General features: G+C 40.1%; 17 protein-coding genes. 8 read left to right on the forward strand and 9 right to left on the reverse strand.

The genetic code is table 11. From position 1 onward, the window contains the following. Nucleotides 1-120 precede the first annotated feature (120 nt). The 5 genes from ACQ5J2_RS10145 to ACQ5J2_RS10165 all read left to right on the forward strand — a co-directional run bounded on the left by ACQ5J2_RS10145 (nt 121) and on the right by ACQ5J2_RS10165 (nt 4,042). Complete coding sequence (locus tag ACQ5J2_RS10145; RefSeq protein WP_432670291.1) at nt 121-1,017, forward strand: cyanophycinase; 897 nt, start codon at nt 121-123, stop codon at nt 1,015-1,017. A gap of 48 nt (nt 1,018-1,065) precedes the next feature. Further along, on the forward strand, nt 1,066-1,908 hold the full coding sequence (locus ACQ5J2_RS10150) for an isoaspartyl peptidase/L-asparaginase (RefSeq protein WP_432670292.1): 843 nt from the start codon (nt 1,066-1,068) through the stop codon (nt 1,906-1,908). 455 nt (nt 1,909-2,363) lie between these two features. Beyond that, entirely contained in the window at nt 2,364-2,609 is a 246-nt protein-coding gene (locus tag ACQ5J2_RS10155; protein ID WP_432670293.1) for a hypothetical protein, read from the forward strand. A 181-nt stretch (nt 2,610-2,790) separates the two neighbouring features. Next, nucleotides 2,791-3,447 (forward strand): guanitoxin biosynthesis heme-dependent pre-guanitoxin N-hydroxylase GntA, encoded by a 657-nt coding sequence (gntA, locus tag ACQ5J2_RS10160; RefSeq protein WP_432670294.1) that lies wholly within the window; start codon nt 2,791-2,793, stop codon nt 3,445-3,447. A gap of 7 nt (nt 3,448-3,454) precedes the next feature. Then, complete coding sequence (locus tag ACQ5J2_RS10165) at nt 3,455-4,042, forward strand: DUF1989 domain-containing protein (protein WP_432670295.1); 588 nt, start codon at nt 3,455-3,457, stop codon at nt 4,040-4,042. A 180-nt stretch (nt 4,043-4,222) separates the two neighbouring features. Here the strand turns inward: ACQ5J2_RS10165 and ACQ5J2_RS10170 are convergent, their stop codons facing one another. From ACQ5J2_RS10170 to thrS, 6 genes are all read right to left on the reverse strand, one after another. Further along, on the reverse strand, nt 4,223-4,963 hold the full coding sequence (locus ACQ5J2_RS10170) for a DUF3891 family protein (RefSeq protein WP_432670296.1): 741 nt from the start codon (nt 4,961-4,963) through the stop codon (nt 4,223-4,225). Between the two features lie 240 nt (nt 4,964-5,203). Next, entirely contained in the window at nt 5,204-6,445 is a 1,242-nt protein-coding gene (locus tag ACQ5J2_RS10175) for a serine hydrolase domain-containing protein (protein WP_432670297.1), read from the reverse strand. 294 nt (nt 6,446-6,739) lie between these two features. Next, complete coding sequence (rplT, locus tag ACQ5J2_RS10180) at nt 6,740-7,084, reverse strand: 50S ribosomal protein L20 (protein WP_432670298.1); 345 nt, start codon at nt 7,082-7,084, stop codon at nt 6,740-6,742. Between the two features lie 144 nt (nt 7,085-7,228). Further along, nucleotides 7,229-7,426 carry a 50S ribosomal protein L35 gene (rpmI, locus tag ACQ5J2_RS10185; protein WP_022827375.1) on the reverse strand — a complete coding sequence of 66 codons (198 nt, stop codon included), beginning with the start codon at nt 7,424-7,426 and terminating at the stop codon, nt 7,229-7,231. A 108-nt stretch (nt 7,427-7,534) separates the two neighbouring features. Then, nucleotides 7,535-8,083 carry a translation initiation factor IF-3 gene (gene infC, locus ACQ5J2_RS10190; RefSeq protein WP_432673298.1) on the reverse strand — a complete coding sequence of 183 codons (549 nt, stop codon included), beginning with the start codon at nt 8,081-8,083 and terminating at the stop codon, nt 7,535-7,537. Nucleotides 8,084-8,105: 22 nt separating this feature from the next. Next, nucleotides 8,106-10,052, reverse strand: coding sequence for a threonine--tRNA ligase (gene thrS, locus ACQ5J2_RS10195; RefSeq protein WP_432673299.1), 1,947 nt, complete (start codon nt 10,050-10,052; stop codon nt 8,106-8,108). Between the two features lie 2,054 nt (nt 10,053-12,106). On the opposite strand from thrS, the gene ACQ5J2_RS10200 reads away from it, so the two are divergent. From ACQ5J2_RS10200 to ACQ5J2_RS10210, 3 genes are all read left to right on the forward strand, one after another. Beyond that, nucleotides 12,107-12,856 (forward strand): helix-turn-helix transcriptional regulator, encoded by a 750-nt coding sequence (locus ACQ5J2_RS10200; RefSeq protein ID WP_432670299.1) that lies wholly within the window; start codon nt 12,107-12,109, stop codon nt 12,854-12,856. Between the two features lie 279 nt (nt 12,857-13,135). Next, a complete protein-coding gene (locus ACQ5J2_RS10205) occupies nt 13,136-14,671 on the forward strand; it encodes a MauE/DoxX family redox-associated membrane protein (protein ID WP_432670300.1) in 1,536 nt (511 codons plus the stop codon). A 120-nt stretch (nt 14,672-14,791) separates the two neighbouring features. Beyond that, the gene (locus tag ACQ5J2_RS10210; RefSeq protein WP_432670301.1) at nt 14,792-15,034 is read left to right on the forward strand and encodes a hypothetical protein; all 243 of its coding nucleotides are present in this window, start codon (nt 14,792-14,794) and stop codon (nt 15,032-15,034) included. Nucleotides 15,035-15,105: 71 nt separating this feature from the next. On the opposite strand, the gene ACQ5J2_RS10215 is transcribed toward ACQ5J2_RS10210, so the two are convergent. Genes ACQ5J2_RS10215 through ACQ5J2_RS10225 form a run of 3 tightly spaced genes read right to left on the reverse strand, consistent with a single transcriptional unit; the run spans nt 15,106 to nt 22,161 of the window. Next, nucleotides 15,106-17,709 (reverse strand): prolyl oligopeptidase family serine peptidase, encoded by a 2,604-nt coding sequence (locus ACQ5J2_RS10215; RefSeq protein WP_432670302.1) that lies wholly within the window; start codon nt 17,707-17,709, stop codon nt 15,106-15,108. Between the two features lies 1 nt (nt 17,710). After that, nucleotides 17,711-19,144, reverse strand: a complete 1,434-nt coding sequence (locus ACQ5J2_RS10220) for a RagB/SusD family nutrient uptake outer membrane protein (protein WP_432670303.1) — start codon at nt 19,142-19,144, stop codon at nt 17,711-17,713. An 11-nt stretch (nt 19,145-19,155) separates the two neighbouring features. Then, complete coding sequence (locus ACQ5J2_RS10225; RefSeq protein ID WP_432670304.1) at nt 19,156-22,161, reverse strand: SusC/RagA family TonB-linked outer membrane protein; 3,006 nt, start codon at nt 22,159-22,161, stop codon at nt 19,156-19,158. Nucleotides 22,162-22,654 lie beyond the last annotated feature (493 nt).

A 22,654-nucleotide genomic window follows, 5' to 3' on the forward strand; every position in this document is an offset into this window, starting at 1 on the left:
TTATTAATAATCAAAAGGAATTGCGTTCCACTACTACCTGTATGCTTTCTAATCATAAATGTACCTATTTAGGTTGGTCATTTTTAAATTTTTGCTACTTTTACCGCTTAACCAATGACAATGGAAACGAAAGGAAAATTAATTATTATAGGTGGAGCTGTCGATAAAGGCAGTTTTACCGAAGGTGTTTACGATAAAGACGTTACTAAGAATCTTAATTTCTTTGAGACAGGAATTTTAAAAAGACTGATTGAAGAATCAAAACATAAAGAGAATTCTCGAATAGAAATCTTAACCACTGCATCAAAAATACCCAAAGAAGTAGGAGCCGAGTACATCAAAGCACTCGCTCATCTTGGCGCTACGAACACAGGTGTTTTTGATATTGACAAACGAGAACAAGCTTCAGACCCTGAGAACATCAAACGATTAGAAGCGGCAGACGTAATAATGGTAACCGGTGGCGACCAGTTGCGACTGACTTCTATTCTTGGTGGTACTCCTTTTCAAGATTTGATTTTAAAGAAGTATGAAACCGAAGAGTTCATCTATGCAGGTACTTCTGCAGGTGCTGCAGCCGCGTCTAACAACATGATTTATCAAGGAAGTAGCGGTGAAGCGCTCCTCAAAGGGGAAGTAAAAATTACCGGTGGTATGGGACTCATCAACGGCGTTATCATTGACACTCATTTCGTGCAAAGAGGCCGCATTGGCAGATTATTTCAAACCGTTGTCAGCAATCCACGGATTCTTGGGATTGGTTTAGGGGAAGATACCGGCTTATTAATCACCCACAGTTCAAGAATGGAAGCCATAGGTTCCGGACTCGTTATTATTGTAGACGGTCGAGAAATCAAGGACACCAATATTACCCAAATTGAGTTGGGCCAACCCATCTCTATCAATCATTTGGTGACCCATGTGTTGAGTAAACACGACCTTTTTGACATTAAAACCAACAAAATGCACATCCATACCTCACAATATGCCGCTGATTTAGGCGTGCCAGTTGATTAAGTTGCTGTCCACTTCATTTGACTACTCATTCACAACACCGCATTGACCATGAAAATAATTATACACGGAGGTTTCTTCTCGGAATCCTCCACAAGCAACGAAACAAAGCTTGCCAAACAAAATGCGTTAGTGCGAATTGTTAAAGAAACACATACCTTTTTGAAAAGCCATTCTGCTTTAGAGACCGTAGTTTTCGCAGTAAGCTTACTAGAAAATGATGAATTATTTAATGCAGGCATCGGTTCGCAAATTCAAAGTGATGGAAAAATCCGGATGAGTGCTTCACTCATGGACGGCACCTCACAGTTGTTTAGTGGTGTCATCAATATCGAAGAGGTCAAGAATCCCATCAAAGTGGCCGAAGTCCTTCTTAAATATGAGGACCGCGTTTTAGGTGGAGAAGGGGCAACTGCTTTTGCAAGAGCCAGTGGTTTTGAAAAATTTTCTACTGAAATCCCGCAACGACGTGCTGAATATGAAGCAAAAGCTGCTGCTAATGGTCAAGGAACTGTTGGTTGCGTTGCATTAGACCGTGACGGAAAATTAGCCGTAGCTACTTCAACGGGAGGAAAAGGTTTCGAAATTGTAGGCAGAGTATCTGATTCTGCAACGGTTGCCGGTAACTATGTCAACGAGTTTTGTGGCGTTAGTTTAACAGGTGTGGGCGAAGATATTTTGAGCAATGCAACTGCAGCCAAAATTGTTACCCGTGTAACCGATGGTTTTACTATTGAAAAGGCTTTCGCCAAAACTTTTAAGGAACTCGAGGCTTATGATGGCTTCGCTGGTGCCATAGGTATTGACCGTGAGGGAAACATTTTTCACCAAGACTCACATCCAACCATGGTTTTTGCCAGTTGTGATGGCGTGAAGACAGAAGTTTTTCAATAAGAATTACCTATAACAGATTCTAGGGTAGTTCCTGATATACAGGAACTATTTTTAGCATAAAAAGAGCCCCTTTTGTACTTGTACAAAAGGGGCTCAACCATTTTAAAATCCCAATTAGTAATCATTGAAAATGGTAATTAAGATGGATTTTTCTTTGTAATAGACTATAAAGCCTCTAATAGTAGTCTTAATTCTGTAGTTTCTCCCCCAACGACCGTAAACGATTCCGTTTTACTCCTATAATCAAAATGCGAAACGCTTATTTCGCGACGTCCTTCTGGTAAATGGGCCACTTTATTATACCCTCTTTTACTGGAAATTCTTTTAAGTTTCTTGCCTAGAATTTCAAGTTTAAATTTGTACGGCCGTTTAATGCCCTATTTTTTAACACTTTCTTTGTTTTAATCAATTTGAATGATACGTGCTTTAATCGAACGACACAAGGTTCCATCTGATTGGCAACAGGTTCATTTGTAGCTTTACAAGGGCCTCTCGGCGCTGCAACGATGACTCTCACTGATAAATTGAAATTTGGAGGAGTAACATTTGGATTAGATTTTGATTTTATAATGTCAAAAGCGGTTACCAATGTATTTAAATGGACTTATAATAGGTTAAATCTTTTTTCAATTGATTCAGAAAGAAATTTACTAAAAGGAGGGCTGATTTCACCTGACCTTAAAATAAAACATGCAAAATAAGCGGAACCGGTACCGAAAGGATGTGCTCCTGCTTTTTATTTGCCATAGCAAAATAAATGTATATTATAACTTTGTAGTGTTTCAAAATTTCAACCTATAAAATTCAAAACATGTAATTGAAATTTCGTAAGTCGATTAAAGGGAGTGTCTGCTACTTTTATAAAAAATAAAACGGCACGTTATGAAACTAAAAAACACTAACGAAGTAGAGCAGGACTTTCACGAATTTATTGTGGGGAGGAGTCATCCTTGCGTGATGGCGAATGCTATTTTTAAAATGAAGGAGTACGAATTGAAAGTGTATGACGACATATATAATGAGGAAAATACGCTTTCTATTTTAGATGATTTAGAACGGTACATCGCGCGTTATGATTTTGAATCCAATAAGTTTGAAACCTTTATCTTGTGTTTTAAAGAGAATCAGTTTGTAACCGAAAAGGGGTACGAAACGGCGTTATGGGATTTGTTGCAAAGGCTTCACGATAAGGACGATGTGGAATGGGATGCCAATGTGAGTAATAACCCAGAGGATGAAAATTTTAGCTTTTCGTTAAAGGGAAAAGCGTTTTTCGTGATAGGAATGCATCCGGAGAGTTCAAGAATAGCGCGTCAGGCTCCTTATTGTACGGTGGTGTTCAATTTGCATTGGCAGTTTGAAAAGCTGAGAGAAATGGGAGCTTACACGAAAGTGCGCGACCGGATACGAAAACGCGACAAGGCCTTGCAGGGAACGATAAACCCGGTGCTGAAAGATTTTGGCGACGACAGTGAAACAAGACAATATAGTGGTAGAAAGGTAGAGGCACACTGGAAATGCCCTTTTGCACATAAATAATAAAATCATGGATAGATGTATTGAAATTCCGCCACAATCAGGAGCCGCCTTTGTGGTACAAAAAGGACAGTATTTGACGGTTATTGACCCCCAGGGGAAGCAGGTAAGTGACATGGTGCTGTTTAACGAAGCCGATAGCAGGGAAAAGATTTCGTCAGGTAAGACAATGGACTTTGAAGAGTCGGTATTGATTACCAAAGGCAACTTTTTGTGGAGCAACCGCAGCCAAAAGATGATGGAGATTGTAGAAGACAGTAACGGGAGGAATGACTTTCTCCTCGCGCCTTGTAGTCCTGAAACCTTCAAGATCATGTATGACAATCCAGACGAGCACCCGAGTTGCTTGAACAACTTAATTGTAAACCTGGCCAAATACAATATCGCCCCAGATGATATTCCTACTGCCTTTAACATCTTTATGAACGTTCAATGGGACCAAAATGGAAAGATAAGCGTGTTGCCTCCGACCTCAAAGGCAAATGATTTTGTGCGGTTTAAGGCAGAGATGGACTTGATTGTGTGCTTAACGGCTTGTTCTGCCGAAGATAGCAACGGAGGGACGTTTAAGCCTATTCATTATTATGTATCTGTATAAACAATAAGTTGCTGCTCGATGAGTAGTAATTACAATCCCCACTGATTTCTTAATAGGTTGAATGACGTGGGGATTATTTTGTTTAAACGGTATTAAAATGAACTTTGAAAAAGCAAAGAATAAAGCTGCTGCTTTTATTTTTGAACTACCATAGAAAGAAAGGGAGCCTCATTGTGTTGTTTACTTTTTGAATGTAAATTCTTCACGTGCAATAGGTGTGTTTTTATAAACAGTATGGAATTCTTCGATGGAAGCAAATTGTAATTGTTTGACAATCTTATATTCGTAGAAAACCTTGAACGTATTTATTTTAAAAGGCCAAGGTGTAACGCAAACAGATTGGTCCTCATTATAAAAAACATTGCTTTTAGCGCCGTCAGGGCTTGTCGAAACTTCCATACTTCTGCCTTCAGGCTGAATCTTATCCATACAAATGAGAAGCGAGAAGGCGTCACACCACTCAACAAAGCGGTAAAGATGATTTGCTTTTTTCTGATTCAAGTTGAGGTTTTTTACAAGTGACTTTCGCTCTACTGCAAGTGCAGTAAGGAAAGTGTCAAGGTCTTTGTCTTCGCCTATTTTTCTATCACTAAAGATAAAATCGAGGTGCATGGAGGTCATTAATGCATTCAGTTGGCTTTTAGCCCGAGCCGTTTCCATAACATTGATGTATTGTTTTAAATCAGTAGCATTAGTACTTGCCGAAACGAGAAAATGGCGGGGTGCACCTGCATCAGTAAGGTTTTTATTCTCATGCGTTTCAGCTACTCCGTCGTCGTGTTCGGCAATAGCAATGAGAATAGGTACTAAAACGTCGTTAGGCAAATCAATTTCGTATTGATGTGCGATTAACGCGGAAAGTAATCCGTGTGAACGCTGCGTTATTACCTTCCAACCTTTAGTGTGAGCGCGTACAATCATGTTGACAGTGAATTAATGTGAATCAGATTTTACTAAAATGAAACCTGCGACTATATACAAAGTTACAAAGCAAATTTCAATTTAAAAAGCATGCTGTTTTATAACATTTGCATGTTTTAAAAAAGTTTCGACGTCGCTTTTAAGACCTTTAATGGAAAATACTTACAAGTAAAGTAGTGTTCAAGAAGGCATAGGCATCGATAAAATGCTAGTAAAAAGGAGTGAGCATGCGACTTGCTTTTAAGGTTTTGCTTTAACAGCTGCTTTTTCGATTGTAGCATGTGCTAATTTTCGAAACAAGGCAAGATGAGCCTCTGTAGAGCGGTAGGGATTGGAGCCATCGTAGTAATTTTGGTTTGCCGAGTTCTTTACAATGACCGTTCGGGTGGTTGGGTTGACGTATATGTATTGATTAAAGACGCCTACTGCTAGGTATTCGCCTTCAGTTCCTGCTGGAATCCACCATTGGTAGCCGTAACCTGTACCACCGTTTACTGAGTTGGCGTCGCCGGGTAGTAAATGCGTTTCGGTAGCAGTTGTGGAACTTTCAACCCAGCTTGCAGGGACAACTGAGGTGTTGTTATAGACGCCTTTGTTGAGGTAAAGTTGGCCGAGTTTGGCATAATCGCGCAAAGTAGCGTTTAAACCGCCAAGAGCCATTTCCATACCTTCGCCATCCACAAGCCAATAAGCATCCGACTCCGTACCGATAGGTTGCCATATTTTTTCTTGCAAATAAGCGGTGAGACTTTTGCCGGTAGCCTTCACAATAAGCATCGCCAAGACGTGTGTATTGATGCTCACATATTGGTGAAAAGTACCAGGAGTCCGCTGATTGACAAGAGTGGCGGCAAACTTGTCCTGAGATTTCCCTGAAACGAAACCAGACCAGTATACATTGATGTCAGAAGTAGGGTCGCTGTAATTTTCGGTGAATTGTATGCCGCTGGCCATTTGTAAAACGTCTTTAATTTTGACACCATCATAACCAGAACCCTTTAATTCAGGAAGATACTCATCTACCGTTTGATTAATATTCTTTATAGAACCTTCACTCATCGCTATACCAAACAAAGCCGACACATAAGACTTAGACATGGACCATGAAATGTGCTTACTGTCCTGTTTTTGTCCCCTCCAGTAGTTTTCATACTGAACCGTATCGTTTTGAATCCAGATCAAACCTTGTGTAAAGGAAGAGTCGATGAATTTTAAGGTGTTGTAGGGGATTGCATTGTGGGTAAAATTTGTTGGAAGTGCTGCACGTTTAGCTTTAGGAAAAACAGAGGGTTTCGCGGCTTTGGCAACTGTTTTAGAAGGGAAATAAAAATCCATTTCAAGGTAATTGCGTTCGATGTTTTTTAAATCTAGGACGTTTTTAAAAGCTTCAGCATCTTTGTTTTTGGGTGTGTGGATGGTGTTTTGTGCGTTAGTATGTAAAAAACTTAAGTAAAAGAATAAAATTAAGAGAACACTTTTCATAGGAATATTAGTATAAGGCAATTGGACGACCTAAGTTTTGGCCTAAAAATAACCACGCGGTATTGAAAAACATACAGAGTTACTTTATTTGAAAACTCGTGTTGATTTATGGCTTGTCAAAAATACTAAACATTTTAATAACCCTATAAATTAGGAGAAAGATTGTTTAAATGATGCCACAAACGCGACTTCGTTCTAATAATTAATTAGACAAAAGACATAAAAAAAAATCCCAATCTTTCGACTGGGATTTTTAATATAAGTAAGAAGTAAATTAGTGTTTGACAAACGTTCTTATTTTACTTTGTTGATAACAGCTTTGAAAGCTTCTGGGTGATTCATTGCTAAATCAGCAAGAACTTTACGGTTCAATTCGATACCGTTAGCTTTTACTTTACCCATAAATTGAGAGTAACTCAATCCCTCTAAACGAGCTCCAGCGTTGATACGCTGAATCCATAAAGAACGGAAGTTTCTTTTATGTTGTTTTCTATCGCGGTAAGCGTAGCACATTGCTTTCTCTACTGCATTCTTAGCAACTGTCCAAACGTTTTTACGTCTACCAAAGAAACCTTTGGCTTGCTTCATTATTTTTTTTCTACGTGCTCTTTTAGCAACTGAATTTACCGATCTTGGCATAATTTTAATGTGTTTTTGTAGCAGGCGTCCTGAATTGAATCAAAGGAACTTAAGGCCATACTCCAAGGTTATTGAATAATTTGTAACCTAAAGAATTTTTTTCCTTTCCTTCTCCCTCTCCTTTCGGGAGGGCTGGGGTGGGGCTTAAATAATTCTTAATTGTTGTTTGATGCTTTTCATATCCGTCTTGTGAACAAGTGCAGAATGTGTCAAAGCTAATTTACGCTTTTTAGATTTTTTAGTCAAGATGTGACTTTTAAAAGCGTGCTTTCTTTTAATCTTTCCAGAACCAGTAACTTTGAATCGTTTCTTGGCGCTAGATTTGGTTTTCATTTTAGGCATTTTTCCTAGTGTGTATTTAATTTATTCTTACTTACTTGTCTTTGCGAGCTTGCGAAGCAACCTCAATATTTTTTCAACTCCACTAATTCTCCCTTTGGGGGTAGGGGGCTACTTTTTCTTCTTAGGAGCGATAAACATAATCATACGTTTTCCCTCTAAAACCGGCATCGCTTCCACTTTACCGTAATCTTCTAAATCTTGAGCCAATCGCAACAACAAAATTTGTCCTTGGTCTTTATAAATGATTGATCGTCCTTTAAAGAATACAAATGCTTTTAATTTAGAACCCTCTTTCAAGAACTTCTCAGCATTTTTTCTTTTAAATTCGTAATCATGCTCATCGGTTTGAGGTCCAAAACGGATTTCTTTAACTGTGATTTGAGTAGACTTCGCCTTTAATTCCTTTTCACGCTTTTTCTGCAAGTAAAGAAATTTCTTGTAATCCATGATCTTACAAACAGGAGGTTCTGCATTGGGTGAAATTTCAACCAAATCAAACTCTTGTTCGTCAGCCATACGTAAAGCTTCGGATGTTTTATAAACGCCTGGCTCTACATTGTCTCCTACAAGTCGTACTTCTGGAACGCGAATTAAATTGTTAATTCGGTGTAAATCTTTTTTTTCTACTCGAGGCTGGTAACCTCTATTGTTTCTTATTGCTATGGCCTTAAAATTTAAGTTAAACGTTGAATGTTTTTAATGTTTTGCTGATTTCTTCGTTTACCATTGCCGCAAATTCTTCAATAGTAACGCTAATATTTCCTTTTCCTTCTTGACCGTGTTTTCTAACAGATATCGTACCATTTTTCTCTTCTTCCTCGCCTACAATCAGCATGAAGGGGTACTTTTGTGTTTCTGCATCCCGAATTTTTCGACCAATAGTCTCATTTCGGTTGTCAATCAGGGCGCGAATTTCGTGATTTTCTAGGACATCTAAAACTTTTTTAGCATATTTTTCATATTTCTCACTCAAAGACAATATAATAGCCTGTTCCGGCATCAACCAAATTGGGAAATTACCTGCTGTATGTTCAATCAAAATAGCAATAAATCGTTCCATCGATCCAAAAGGGGCTCGGTGAATCATCACCGGACGGTGCAATTCGTTGTCTGAACCTTTGTAAGTTAAGTCAAAACGCTCTGGTAAATTGTAGTCAACTTGAATCGTTCCCAACTGCCATTGACGTCCTAAAGCATCCTTTACCATGAAATCCAATTTCGGACCATAGAAAGCCGCTTCGCCGTATTCAATAACGGTACTTAAATTTTTATCTTTAGCCGCATTGATGATCGCATTCTCTGCTTTTTCCCAATTTTCATCAGAACCAATGTACTTTTCTCTGTTTTCTTTGTCGCGTAACGATATTTGAGCGGTAAAATTTTCAAATCCTAACGAACCAAAAACATACAAGACCAAATCAATTACTTTTTTGAACTCTTCGTCCAATTGTTCAGGAGTACAAAAGATATGTGCATCATCTTGCGTAAATCCACGAACACGTGTCAATCCGTGTAATTCACCTGATTGTTCGTAACGATAAACGGTTCCAAATTCAGCATAACGCTTCGGCAAATCCTTGTACGACCAAGGACGAACATTATAAATCTCACAGTGGTGTGGACAATTCATTGGTTTCAATAAAAACTCTTCACCATCTGTCGGTGTAGTAATCGGTTGAAAACTATCCGCTCCGTATTTTTCGTAATGACCCGAAGTCACATACAATTCTTTTTGACCAATATGTGGCGTAGCTACTTGTTCGTATCCCGCTTTTTTCTGTGCTTTTTTCAAAAATTGCTCCAATCGTTCACGCAAAGCAGCTCCTTTTGGCAACCATAACGGCAAACCTTGGCCCACTCTTTGCGAGAAAGCGAACAATTCCAATTCCTTTCCTAGTTTTCTATGATCACGACGCTTTGCTTCTTCTAGTAATAAAAGATACTCCGTCAACTCTTTTTGTTTAGGAAATGAAATTCCGTAAACCCGTGTCAACTGCTTGTTTTTCTCGTCACCACGCCAGTAAGCACCAGCAACACTCATGATTTTGAATGCTTTGATGATTCCTGTATTTGGAATATGACCTCCACGACACAAGTCATAGAAATCAGAATGATCACAGAAAGTAATCGTTCCGTCTTCTAGATTCGAAATCATTTCAGTTTTGTACTCGTTGTCTTTATAAATTTCTAAAGCATCCGCTTTTGAAACCGAACGCATGGAGAATTCATATTTACCTCTAGAAATTTCCAAAACACGGTCTTCAACTCTTTTAAAGTCAGCATCCGTGATTTTTTGGTCGCCAAAATCAACATCGTAATAAAATCCGTTGTCAATTGCAGGTCCTAAAGTCAGTTTAATTCCAGGCCAAAGTTCTTCTAAAACCTGTGCCATCACGTGGGAAGTCGAGTGCCAAAAAGCTTTCTTTCCCTCTTTATCGTTCCAAGAATATAAAATAAGCGACCCGTCCGTCGTCAATTCGGTCGTGGTTTCTACAGCAGTTCCGTTAAAGGCAGCCGAAATTATATTTCGAGCCAATCCTTCACTAATGCTTTTTGCCACTTCCATCGGAGTCGTTCCTTTCGAAAACTCCTTCACTGACCCATCGGGTAACGTAATTTGTATCATCATGATTTATTTATGGTGCAAAGATAGATTTTTCTTAAAATCCACACAAGGGCAATTCAATATCAATTTCAATAGCAAAAATCAATGTCAATATTTCAAACGCCCCTCATTTGGAAGATCCGACGCTTCGGAATGGGCAGGACTGTATTTTAAATCACCGCTTTTGCCGTCTTTCCATTAAATCAAGTGATTTTCACAAAGGAAAAATGTTCATTTTTATATCAAAGTGGTAGTGCCTCCTTTCCTTCGATTTTAATGCAATCCGTTACTATCAGGAAGAATTAAATTTGACCCAGGCATAAGCCGAATTGAGCGAAGCTAATCGTCTCCGTCACTTCGAGTGATTTTTACATTTAAAAATGCTAATTTTTATTGACAACAACATTTCCCCCTCACTTCGAGAGATTTCAAATATAAAAATACTAGTTTTTGTTAAAGAAATAAGACATCCGTCACTTCGAGTGATTTTCTTAAATAAAAACGCTAGTTTTTATTTAAGAAAATAGTATGGAGAAGCCTTAAACTGAATAAAATAATCTTGATGTCCCTCCCTTCAAGTGCGTTTTATTAAAAACTTTATATTAAAAGTAGTTCTTATTTTTTTAAATAAAATACCCCCTCGTCCTCTTATATGTTCTCTGGTGCTCGTTTGCAACGAGTACCTACTTATGTTATGAAAACAAAAAGTAGCGTTTGCAACGCGGTTAATTAAATCCTCCTCGTCCTCGTTTGTCCCATACTCTGGTGCTCTTTTTTTGTAGGATAAAAAGCATAGAAGGCTTGTATTGACACTGGTATTAACGTTAGTAGTAAATGTTTTGATATCGCTATATATAGAAACAATTAAATAGTGTCCCTTTTCCCTAAATCTTCCCGGTTATTTCGTCCTTGCGAGGAACGAAGCAATCCCATATAATCGATACGTGTTACGCTGGAGCTAATTAGCCCCCCTTGTCCTCTTATATCTAGTTCTCTGGTGCTCGTTTGCAACGAGTACCTACTTATGTTATGAAAACAAAAAGTAGCGTTTGCAACGCGGTTAATTAAATCCTCCTCGTCCTCGTTTGTCCCATACTCTGGTGCTCTTTTTTTGTAGGATAAAAAGCATAGAAGGCTTGTATTGACACTAGTATTAACGTTAGTAGTAAATGTTTTGATATCGCTATATATAGAAACAATTAAATAGTGTCCCTTTTCCCTAAATCTTCCCGGTTATTTCGTCTTTGCGAGGAACGAAGCAATCCCATATAATCGATACGTGTTACGCTGGAACTAATTAGTTTCATTGTGATGTATGTCAAAAATCCTTCGCTACTTCGTCCTTGCGAGGCACGAAGCAATCCCATGTAATCGGTACGTGTTACGCTGGAGCTTGTGTTATGGGTAATGTATAAAGTGTAAAGTTGTCAGCCTACCTGTTAGAAGAGCTCGTTAATAAGAGTAGTTCGTTCCTCGCAATGACCTCTTGAGTACTAATGGCTTTTTGAAAAGAGGGTAAGATGGAAGTATTGTAAAATGTAAATTGTATACCGTATTAAATGTTTTTCCTACCAAAATGCATAGTATCCTCCCGAATGGCATAGTACTTAATGGTAAAAAAAGAGGCGGTAAAATGCAGTAATAGTTATAAATTTTAAAATTCAGCAATGTGTTTTTTAACTTTTAAATAAGAGGTAGAAAAGGCGAGGTGTTGTAGTGTTTTTAAGTTTATGTTGTAGTGTAAACCTTGTAAATACAATACTTAAGAAGACAGGTCTGGGATTCTGAACGGTTAGAAATGTTAAAATTGATAGTAGTAGATTCCGGAATCTAATACTATCAATTCGCGAATTGACTGTGTAAACACTTGCTTTATATGTGGGGATGTTTGTAAGTTTATCACACTTCTCTTGATCATCCACTCCCAATATACCGCAATGAAACTCCCGATCCGACATCAGGTACACTTACTCTATGAAATGCTGCGTGAAATGGCAAGGGGGAACTTTGCGTGGCAGCTGCCCACTTTGCCAAACGGTACCGTAATGTCCAGTCTGTTTTCAGAGTTAAATATCATGATCGGACGGATCCAACAAGTAGTGTATGCTTTACCAGAATCGGAATTGCCTTTGGTGTATCTTAACGAAGCGCAACCTTTACTGGTGCTTGAATCTGGAGGAAGTGGGGTTCGGACTTTTCATCCTCATTTCGCTTTAAGCATCGGGTATGAAGATAGGGACTTGTGTCAATGTAACCTTGCACAACTGCTTACACCTGAATCGCTGGAACTGTTTACCAAAGTGCTGCAAAGCGAATCAGCCACACCGTATGCGGTGCTTCCCATAGCGTTGGTGTTTGTAACAGCTGCTAACGAAACCGTTTTGTACTACTGCTCGGTTATCCGTGTTGCTCCTACACAGGAAGTGCACATCAGTAGCAGGGCTGTAGCCGTGTCCTATCGACCGGTTCATCCACTGCTCTCCAAGAAGTTGACGGGTGCACCCCGCATGCAAGCCGTTTATGATTTTATTGTGGGACACCTAGAAGAGCCACTGCCTTCGACACCTGCTATTGCCCAACATTTTGGAATGAATACGTTTCAACTCAAACAAGAATTTCGGGCGTATTTTAAAACCAGTATCTATCAATTGTATACGGATGTGCGCCTCCAACGGGCCTATGTATTGATTACTTCCAATTCGTTGTCGCTAAACAGCATTGCTTTAGAAAGCGGATTTCCTACTTACCTTTCTTTTTATAAAGCCTTTCGGAAGAAATACCAGTGCAGTCCCACTCAAATTGCACGTGAAATGCCTCTAAAATAAGGCACTCCCAATTGGAATAGCAAATACTACCAAATGAAAATGTATTTTTTATTTAATAATCAGAGCTTTACAGTAGTTAAAACAGTTGGTTTGTACCGATTTTGATGTAGTGCCTATTTTGAAGATGAATATGCGTGTATCTCTCAAGTAGGACGGAGTGCAATAGGCGGCTCAATAACCAGTAAAATCAACAGTCTTGCAGAAATGCATAACGAAATGTAGGAATTGCATACTGTTTTACTTCTATTTTTTACAATTTTACCTTATAAAATAAAAAAGATGAAAGCAATGCTACCCATAAGTTCTCTGATTATTAAGCTAATAAGTTACGCAACCGCTTTGCTATTTGTGTATACAGCAGTGAGCAAATTATTTGAGTTTGAAAATTTTCAGGTGCAATTAGGGCAATCCCCTTTATTAAGTGCGTTTGCTGCTTACATTTCTGTCGGAGTGCCCATAATTGAACTTTTGCTTGCCCTAGGCCTTACCCTTCCAAGGTACAGGGAAAGCGCATTAAAAGGATCTTTTATTTTGATGGTTCTTTTCACCACCTACATCTATGTCATACTTAATTATAGTGCTTACGTTCCTTGTTCTTGTGGTGGTGCTATTGAAAAAATGACATGGAATGAGCATCTTTTTTTTAATGGTGTGTATTTACTTTTGTTAGTTCTTGCGCTATTTCTTACCCCAATTGTTAGCACTGCATCTCTTCAAAAGGGGCACAAGAATGTTTTTTTGTGGCGGTCGTCCTGGATTTTGGCAAGTACTTGTGCCGGTGTAGTTTCAGTCGTTTTGCTGTTCCAATGGTCGGAAAACCTGGTTCAATATAGTAACACGCTAACACGTCGGATGCCTCCTCATGCTGCCCAACTCCAAAAACAATTTGATTTGAAAGTCAACTCGTATTATTTTGCAGGAGCTTATAAGGACAAAATATATTTGGGAAACCGTACTGCACCGCTATTAGTCACTGAAATCGACACCACTTTAAAAAGTATAAAAACACATAAGATAGTGCCCAATGATAAAACACTGCCTTTCCGTACGCCTCAAATTTGCACAAAGGAAGACTACTTTTTCTTATTTGAAGGTAATGTACCTTATGTTTTTAGAGGCAGTACCGAAGATTGGAAAGCTGAGCTGCTGTTGAACGATGGGTCTTATTTTTCGCAACTCGAGCCCATTCATCAGCACCAAGTTGGAGTGCGTTTTATAGCAAAAACTACGGGTCATAGCCTTTTAGGAAGTATAAATCTTACTTCTCATCAGGAACATGTAGCAGAGGCTCTATTGGTAAAACAGTTGGATGGCATTTTTGATGTGGATGGTTCTTTGCATTTCGATACTCAAACAAAAAGCTTGGTTTATGTTTATCGGTACCGTAATGAGTTTGTTGTAGCCAAAGAGGACCTTTCCTTACACTATAGAGGAACTACAATTGATACGATAAGCAAAGTGCAAATAGGACTACAAGAAGTAAAAAGTAAGCAAATTAAAACCTTCTCTGTGCCACCCTTAGTAGTAAATAAAATGAGTGCCGTAGATGATGGACTTTTATTTGTCAATTCTGCTATTCCAGGAAAATTTGAAAGTAAAACACTCTGGAAACAAGCTTCCATTATAGACGTTTATGACTTGAAAAACAATTCCTACCAAGCTAGCTTTCCAATTTATAAAATAGGAAAGGATCAAATGCAAAGTTTTATAGTGCTAGGGGATAAGGTCTATGTGATAATTCATAACCAACTCGTTTACTACCGCCTTTATAACCATTTATTAGCAAAAACAAATTACCATAAAAAAAGGGATTAAAGCCTTTGAAAATATACCGCGCAGTATCAGGATAAGATCGAAAACCTGTAACAGAGTAGATCATCATTTTTTAATATTTTTATTATGAAAAAAACTTTTTTAAGCAATGTGATGGCTCCAATGGCAGTTATCATTATGGGCTCTTTAGGAGCTTTCGGAACCATGTCAATGGGGGCAAAAACTAATGCTCCCAATGACAAAGAGGGGTACAGATATGTTGATGCTGCCCATCCTTGTGTGGAAGACATTATGTGTACCACCATTGTCGGAGATGTATGTACGACTTCTTCTTTTCAAACCTTATGGGGTAAAGAAGATAGCGATGATGCCGAATGTCCAGTAGTGCTTTATAAAAAATTATAAAGTGCCTAAGGGCTTGTTTTAAATAAGCGGTGTACGTCTACTCGATGTACACCGCTTTGTTTGTACAATAGTTATTTAGCTTCCATCCAAGGTTGTTGTTTTTTATCTTGCAGGTAATAGTCCAACCATTGCTGGACTTTGATAGTCAAATCTTGCTGTTGCACGGGATCAAACAGTACATGCCCTTGTTTCGGATAGCGCAGCATCAGATGCGGTTTTTGCAAGCGACGCATCGCCATATGCCACCTCATTGTTTGTTCCGATGAAACCGTATTGTCCTGCGTACCTGTCCAAGCCAACAGCGGAACAGCAGCCTCGACCGCATACGTCAGGGGGTTGTTTTTTACATAGTCTTCCGGATTTTCAAATACAGATTTGCCCATTCGCAATTGCTGGTGTTCAAAACGCCATACTTCAGGTTGCGCGGTATCAATGCCCAAACTCAAGTACATTTCCTTAATGTCAGATATTCCAGCCCCGGCAATACCTGTAGCAAATGTTTTAGATAGCGCCGTGATAAAATATGTTTGATAGCCTCCAAACGAATGCCCTATTAGTCCTATTTTGTTGGGATTGACAACACTTTTTTTCAGTACAGCGGCTACAGCGGACTCTACGCAATCCAGTGCGGAGCGACCAGGGTTACCTATTTCATAGACAATGTCAGGACGTAATACAAAATAACCTCCTCCCGTTAAGTTAGCTGTGTTAAACCCATTCGTATTGTAAAAAGAAGGGTACACATAGCTGTGGATTTGATCTGAAAAGTTTTCATAAATTTGTACGACCATTGGGTATTTTTTTTCTTTTTGAAAATTAAAAGGATAGAAGAGTGCTCCTTGGATTGCCTCTCCTTTTTTATTTTGATAGTGAATCCGTTCACTCGTTCCCCATTGATATAAAAAATGCTGCGCATTACTCTGTACTATTAATTGTTGCTTTCCTTTTTTAGTATCCCATACCATCAATTGTGGAGGCAAATCAAAGTCTTCTCTTAAATAGGTCAACTGATTGGATTCGGCATAGTAAACAGGTTGCGAATACTTCTTTTCTTCAAAAACAAGAGTCGTAACCCCTTTTTTGGATAGAAGAGCGAAACCCGTTTTACGATCATTGTCAAAAGACATGGATAACAAGTTGCCTTTAGTACGGTCAATAAGAGGTGTATTTTTGGCATAGGCTATTTGATCTAAAGTTCGATTTTTGTCTTGTGCGGTCAATCGGTAGGTAATTCCTTTCTCTTTACCTTTCGTTAAACGTACTAAAGTAGCCGTGGAAAGGTTATATTCCCACAAATCATAGGCATCGTACAAGAAAAACGAACCGTCCTCTTTGTCCCAGCCTGCCACCCCATGTGGAAATAGATCTAAGTTGACCCCATCCGTAGTTAGAAATTGCTTCGATAACCCCGCTAAGAGCGTGCTTTGCTGTGTAGCAAATGTGTACGACCACCACAACCCCTTCCTCACATAAACTACGACGGCTCCATTGGGAGAAAAATAGAGTTCTTGATTCGCTCCTATTTGGTTTTCAAGAAAGAGCGTCGCAGTTCCCTTTTGTAAATCAACTATTTTATAATCGGTTGCCGCCTTAGCTTGTGTGGTCGGCAGATACTTGTTGCTGTTTCCTGTTACTGCAAATTGTTGATTTGCGTTCAGTTGATACACTTTATCTTGGTTTCCTTCAATCACAGCACTTTTACCGGAGTCCATTTTCCAAAGACCCAAATGGGAAGGGTTTCGCTCGTATTTTTGTCGGTACAAACGCACTTGTTTGTCTGCGGTGTTCCAAACTTCGACCACTTTTGCCTCCGCTACTTGTTGCGGTAAAGGCTTTATCTTGATAGGAAAAAACAGGCGTTTGCCATCCTCTGAGATTTTTAGTTGCGTGTTTCTTAAATGCTTAAACGAATAGTTATTGAATACCGTGTCCTGGCTCAGGTCAATCTGTCGGGCTGTTTTGGTTGTGAGGTTGTAACTGTGCAGCGTTACTTCTTTAGTCTCTGTTGCTTCTTCCACATAGGCTATGCTTGCGTTATTTTTTTGCCATACAAAATTGTAAAAAGGATGTAGTCCCGTATGTATTTCTTTGAGAGTAATTTTTTCTGCAGATAAGTTTGCCTTAATGAGTTGGTACAGCGTATCACGCTTCTGACAAAAGAGCACGGAACGTTGATCGGGACTTACTTTTAAGTCGACTACGTCGGTTATGCTTTGTACTACAGTTCCGTCGTAACGCAGAAAAATTAGGGTACTGCGTTCATTTTCAGGAATGGTTTGTAGTACTAGATGCGCACCTTTATTTAAACTGCGGCTGTAATAAATGGATGAAAATTTTTGTTTTATCCCCGTTTTCAAATTACTGATTTGGTACCCACTGCTGTCCGTGTAGCATCCAAAAAAAGAGTTGTTCAAAAATGTTCCGTTGTATCCATTGGCTACTGCAAGAACCGGTTTTCCCTTAGTGTTTCGCACGAACAGCGTATCCTTATTTGCTCCATAAAGGAGTTCAAAGGAGACATAATTGCCGTGTGAAGCGATTTCTCGGTTTACGAGTTTGCCCCATAAAGCATAATCCTGTGGAGGCAATACTGTTTTTTGAGCCTGCCCTAAAATAGGGCAGATCCAAAAAAGTAAGCGTACGAATAGCAAAAGATGGAGGTGGTTCTTTTTCATCTTAGTATCCTTGATTTTGAGGTCGCAGATTCGGGTTTAGGTTCAGTTCCAATTCGGGAATTGGAAACCATACATCATCAGCATTCCAACCCGGCTTAGTAGCGGATAGAACGGAGTCCAGTTTTCCAGCGCGCTTGAGGTCAAAAAAACGATGTCCAAATTCAGTAAATAGCTCCACTTGGCGTTCTTTTAAAATCGCTTGCAGTAAGTCGGTTTGGGTAAGGGCAGTTGTAGGAGGGAGTCCAGCCAGTTGACGAATGTGGTCTAAATCTTCTTTAGCACTAATCAAAAAGCCACTTTGGGCACGCGCTTCCGCCCGTATCAGATACATTTCAGCGGTTCTAAAAACAATAGAGGATTCCTTGGAAGGGGTTGAATTTTTATTTTCTTTGTACTTGTTGGGATAATACCAAGTAGTACTTCCCGCTGTTACTGATTTTATCCATTCTAATCTTCGTAAATCACCGGGCTCAAAGGCATTTAATAGACTGGGACTTACGGCAGACATCGTAGGCGGTCCTGTTTTGATGACATATAAAGCACCTTCAGCGGTATTTTTATTACTCCCCGATGGACTCAGTTGCCATATCGTAGTCTTACTCGTGTTTAAGAAGACTTTAGATAAATCACTTTCAATGCCATATAAGTCGGTCTGATTCAGTACCGCAGAGGCAGCGTTAGACGCTTCCTCCCAAGTGCCTTGATAGAGGCATATACGGGCGAGCAAGGCTTTTGCTACATAGGTATTGGGACGTGTACGGTCTGATGAAAGATAGTTTTCAGCGAGTAAAGTAATGGCTTGTTCTACATCTGCTTTTGCATCATTGTACACCTCTTGGGTTGTATTTCGGTAGGCTTTCTGGTTTTCGGTATATGCTATTGTTTTAATATAAGGCACAGGACCAAAAACATTGGTCAACGAAAAATGAAGTAATGCCCTCGCAAATAGTGCCTCTCCCGTCAATTGATTTTTCACCTCATCGGACAAGGTAGTGGAACGAGCCAATCCATCGAGTACAGCATTGGCACAATAGATTTGGTTATAGGAATTGTCCCAAATTCGAGCTACTTCTGGATTGACTCCTGTTAAACTGTTTTTATAAAAAGGGAAAGCGCCCAAATGATCTCCCCCATAAAAATCCATATCGTCGGAATAATTGGCAAGTAGGTACGGAACACCTCCGGAACTGCCGTCCAGTACCCCATTTTTTCTCATTTTAGCATATATTTCTACTACAGCCGCCGTAGCAGTAGCCGGTTCTTCAAACACACTTTCTGTAAAAAGTTGATCGCCTGGTAAATCCACTGCTACAAATTCATCGCAAGAATTCAGCAGTATACTTGCTACCAAGAACATTAAAGGGTGTTTATAAAAAGGGGTTTTACTCTTTGAAACTATCCACGAATGAATAGTAGTATAGGTTGAATTTTTCATACTGTTTTAATTTATAAGGTTAGTTGAAAACCGCCACTTATTACTCGTAGTGGGGGTAGAAAGCCAGCTGATTTGAACTCAGGATCCGCACCTTCATAGTTGGTAAACGTCAGCAGGTTTTGCCCTTCTAAAAACAGCTTACACTGAAAACGCTTCGTCAGCATATTGGGCAAGCGATAAGAAATGGATAGGTTTTTAAGACGAACATAAGAGGCATCTCCAATTACAGCGTTGCTGTCCATGTATTTACTTACCGCATTCATTGCAGCACTATTGGCTCCCGTGGTGTACAGTTGATGCGGAGCACTATCTCCTTCTTGTTGCCAATGGTTCAGCGCACTTACGGGTTGTTGAAACTGTATGCCTGCAGGGGCAAAATACGCAGTAGCGGTATAGTTTTGCTGTTTCACAAATTGGAATAAAAAGTCCAACTGAAATTGCTTGTAACGCACACTATTGTGTAATCCTCCGTAATAGGAGGGGTTGAAATCTTTGACCTTTTTGCGGTCTTCCTCTGCGGTAATTAAACCGTCTCCATTGTAATCTTTAAAAGTGTATAGTCCCGTGGTCGGATCTACGCCTGTAAACTCGTACACTTTTTTAATGTTCAAAGATTCGCCAATAACATACATGTTTTGGTACGTGGATGAGGCTAAATCAGGGAACGAAAGCAACTTGTTTTGAGCAAACGTTACATTCAAACTACTGCTCCAGCTGAAGTCTTTGTGGTCAAAGTTCACCGTGCGCAATGTCAGTTCTGTACCTGTATTTTGAACCGTAGCCGCTAGGTTTGTTTGCAACGATGCGAACCCCGTTGTACCCGGCAAGGGCATTCCAGCCAACTGACTGGAAGAGCGGTTGTTGTAATAGCCGGCAGTAAGGAAGATGCGATCGTTCCAGAATCCGAGTTCCAAGGCCACTTCGCTCTTTTGACTGCTTTCCCATCCAAAGTTGGGATTATACAACCTTGCAGGCTCCAGACCGATGACCCCACCGTAATCGTTACCGGTAGAAACATAGCTGTCTAAAAATTGGTAATCGCCTATTTGATCACTACCTGTACTTCCATAGCTTCCTCTGAGTTTACCAAAACTCAACAGCGATTGGTTTTTGAAAAGGGGTTCATTAGAGAAAATCCATGCTGCACCCAGCGCCCCAAAATTGGCAAACTGCTTTCCGGGGCCAAATCGACTGGAACCGTCTCTTCTTCCTGTAACGTTAAGAATGTATTTTTCATTCCAATTTAAGTTAATCCTTCCAAAAATAGCGGCGTACCGGTAGGTGTCCTCTGTATCAATATTGATTGTTTTGGTGCTGGCAGATGACATGTTGTATAAGAGGCTGTTGCTGGAAAAACCAAAACCGGTCATTCCAAACTGCTGACCTGATCGCGACTGAAAAGTGGATCCTACTAAAGCATCCATCCGCAACTGCCCCCATTGGTTGCGGTATTGGATTTGGGGCTCTACAATCCAAGAGCTTCGTAAACTGCTGTCTTTTTTCAAAAAAGATTTGTCTGGACCTACTCCAGAAGCAGGATCATATTGCGTAGAGGGAACGGCTGCCACCTCTAGATTGTCGGTCTTTGTGTATCCGATGCTGCTTTTCAATGCCAGTTGCGGTGTCAGCTGGTAGGATAAAAAAGCATTGGCAAGTAAGTCATAGATGGTTGCTGTATAGCCGCCCTCTAAGTTCCGCAAGGGATTGCTCCAAGTACTGTTTTCCCAATTCAAGCTACCGTCAGGATTGTATAGTGCAGGTGCGTTGGGGGCTAAAGTTCGTGCCACCGTACTCAAGTCGCCTCGGGGTTGCACATTGTCTTGCACGGTGTAGCCGGTTGTAAAAGTAGATTCCCACTTTTTATTTTCTGAAACATTGTGGGCACTTAACGTGAAAGCGGCTTTTTTATACGAAAAGTCGCCTGGAAATACAGACGTTTCTTTATTGAAACTTGCTCCAGCACGGTACTGTGTTTGTTCCGATCCTCCTGAAACGGACGCCGTTACACTAGTCCTTTCGCTAGTGCCTCCTAAGAAAACTTCTTCCCAATCGGTATAGCGGTCGCGGTCCCAGGTTCCATTCACGTCGTAGGCACTGGCAGGCAAAGTTGTAAAGCCATCGTTTGCAAAAGCTTCCTCTCGCATTTCGAGGTATTGCGCGGTATTCAATAACTTTATAAAACGAGGAACGGTACCGAAACCAGTGGAAAGACTTACGTCAAATGTTGTTTGGCCGCTTTTGCCTGTTTTGGTGGTAATCAGTACTACGCCATTTGCTCCTCGGGAGCCATAGATGGCGGTAGCATCTGCATCTTTCAGTATTTCAATGCTCTCAATTTGGTCAGGAGGGATGCTGTTTAAAGGATTAGCAGGTCGGGGCAACAATCCTGCGGAAGCCAAACCACTGCCTATGGCTGCACTTGAATAAGGTACGCCGTTGATCAGGTACAGCGGGTCATTGCCGTTGGTTCGTACGCTGTTTAACCCTCGAATTTGAATGTCAAACCCACCACCCGGCACCCCTGTAGTTTGGGTGATATTGACGCCCGCCATCCGTCCTTGCATCGTGGCGAGGACATTGGTTACGGGTTGGTTTTCAATGTCTTTGGCGGTGATTTTGGCAATGCTGCCTGTGCGTTCTTTGTCTTTTACTTTATAGTAGCCTGCATTTACGAGGACTTCTTCTAGTGCTGTTGCGTCTTCTTTGAGCAGGATGTTGAGGTGAGTTTGTGTGCCTACAACTACTTCCACTTTTAAGTAGCCGATGTACGAAAATACCAGTGTATCTTCGAGTGCAGCTGTGATTTGAAATGCCCCGTTTGCATCGGTGGTGGTGGTTGTGGACTTGTTTTTGATTTGAATGGTGACGCCTGGCAATATGCCTAGTGCGTCGGCTACGGTTCCTGTAATGGGAGCGTTTTGGGCAGAACTATTTGGTGCATAGCACAGTACCAAAAAATAGAGTAGGGAAGGCAGGACGTAGCTTGCCCATGCCCTGAAAAGTAGATAATTTTTCATACTTTTGAAAAGGTTTAAATGAAACTTCGGTTTTGTTGGTCTTGGTCCTCTGTAACTGTTGTCGAGACGGGTTAGAGGGCCTTTTTTTTTCCTCACCCCAACCCTCTCCAAAGGAGAGGGAGCTAGGAGTGGTAGCTGTTTGATGAGCAATTTGTAAGAAAGGCTCAAAGGGTTTTTTGGTTGGGTTTATGTCATAGGCGGTTGTTTGGCCCCCTAGCCCCCAAAGGGGGAATAGGAGTGGTTAATAGTTTATGGGTTTAAAAGATTACTTTTATTCCTTATTTTATAGGATAATCTTAATTGCATTTGTCATCCTGTCCCGATAGCTATCGGGATTCAGGATCTCTTTTATTTATTATTTTATACCATAATCTTAATTTCATTTGTCATTCTGAGGAACGAAGAATCTCTGTTTGTTACTATTTGTCATCCATCCACTTTGTCATTCTGAATTTAGTTCAGGATCTCTGTTTGTTACTATTTACCATCTACC

Origin of the sequence: Flavobacterium sp. SM2513 (assembly GCF_050908145.1) — a bacterium.
GTDB lineage: Bacteria > Bacteroidota > Bacteroidia > Flavobacteriales > Flavobacteriaceae > Flavobacterium.

Bases quoted from the DNA above. Each gene is read 5' to 3' on its own strand.
- ACQ5J2_RS10145 (WP_432670291.1), top strand. From the start codon at position 121: ATGGAAACGAAAGGAAAATTAATTATTATAGGTGGAGCTGTCGATAAA.
- ACQ5J2_RS10150 (WP_432670292.1), top strand. From the start codon at position 1,066: ATGAAAATAATTATACACGGAGGTTTCTTCTCGGAATCCTCCACAAGC.
- gntA (WP_432670294.1), top strand. From the start codon at position 2,791: ATGAAACTAAAAAACACTAACGAAGTAGAGCAGGACTTTCACGAATTT.
- ACQ5J2_RS10165 (WP_432670295.1), top strand. From the start codon at position 3,455: ATGGATAGATGTATTGAAATTCCGCCACAATCAGGAGCCGCCTTTGTG.
- ACQ5J2_RS10170 (WP_432670296.1), bottom strand. From the start codon at position 4,963: ATGATTGTACGCGCTCACACTAAAGGTTGGAAGGTAATAACGCAGCGT.
- ACQ5J2_RS10175 (WP_432670297.1), bottom strand. From the start codon at position 6,445: ATGAAAAGTGTTCTCTTAATTTTATTCTTTTACTTAAGTTTTTTACAT.
- rplT (WP_432670298.1), bottom strand. From the start codon at position 7,084: ATGCCAAGATCGGTAAATTCAGTTGCTAAAAGAGCACGTAGAAAAAAA.
- rpmI (WP_022827375.1), bottom strand. From the start codon at position 7,426: ATGCCTAAAATGAAAACCAAATCTAGCGCCAAGAAACGATTCAAAGTT.
- thrS (WP_432673299.1), bottom strand. From the start codon at position 10,052: ATGATACAAATTACGTTACCCGATGGGTCAGTGAAGGAGTTTTCGAAA.
- ACQ5J2_RS10200 (WP_432670299.1), top strand. From the start codon at position 12,107: ATGATCGGACGGATCCAACAAGTAGTGTATGCTTTACCAGAATCGGAA.
- ACQ5J2_RS10205 (WP_432670300.1), top strand. From the start codon at position 13,136: ATGAAAGCAATGCTACCCATAAGTTCTCTGATTATTAAGCTAATAAGT.
- ACQ5J2_RS10210 (WP_432670301.1), top strand. From the start codon at position 14,792: ATGGCAGTTATCATTATGGGCTCTTTAGGAGCTTTCGGAACCATGTCA.
- ACQ5J2_RS10215 (WP_432670302.1), bottom strand. From the start codon at position 17,709: ATGAAAAAGAACCACCTCCATCTTTTGCTATTCGTACGCTTACTTTTT.
- ACQ5J2_RS10220 (WP_432670303.1), bottom strand. From the start codon at position 19,144: ATGAAAAATTCAACCTATACTACTATTCATTCGTGGATAGTTTCAAAG.
- ACQ5J2_RS10225 (WP_432670304.1), bottom strand. From the start codon at position 22,161: ATGAAAAATTATCTACTTTTCAGGGCATGGGCAAGCTACGTCCTGCCT.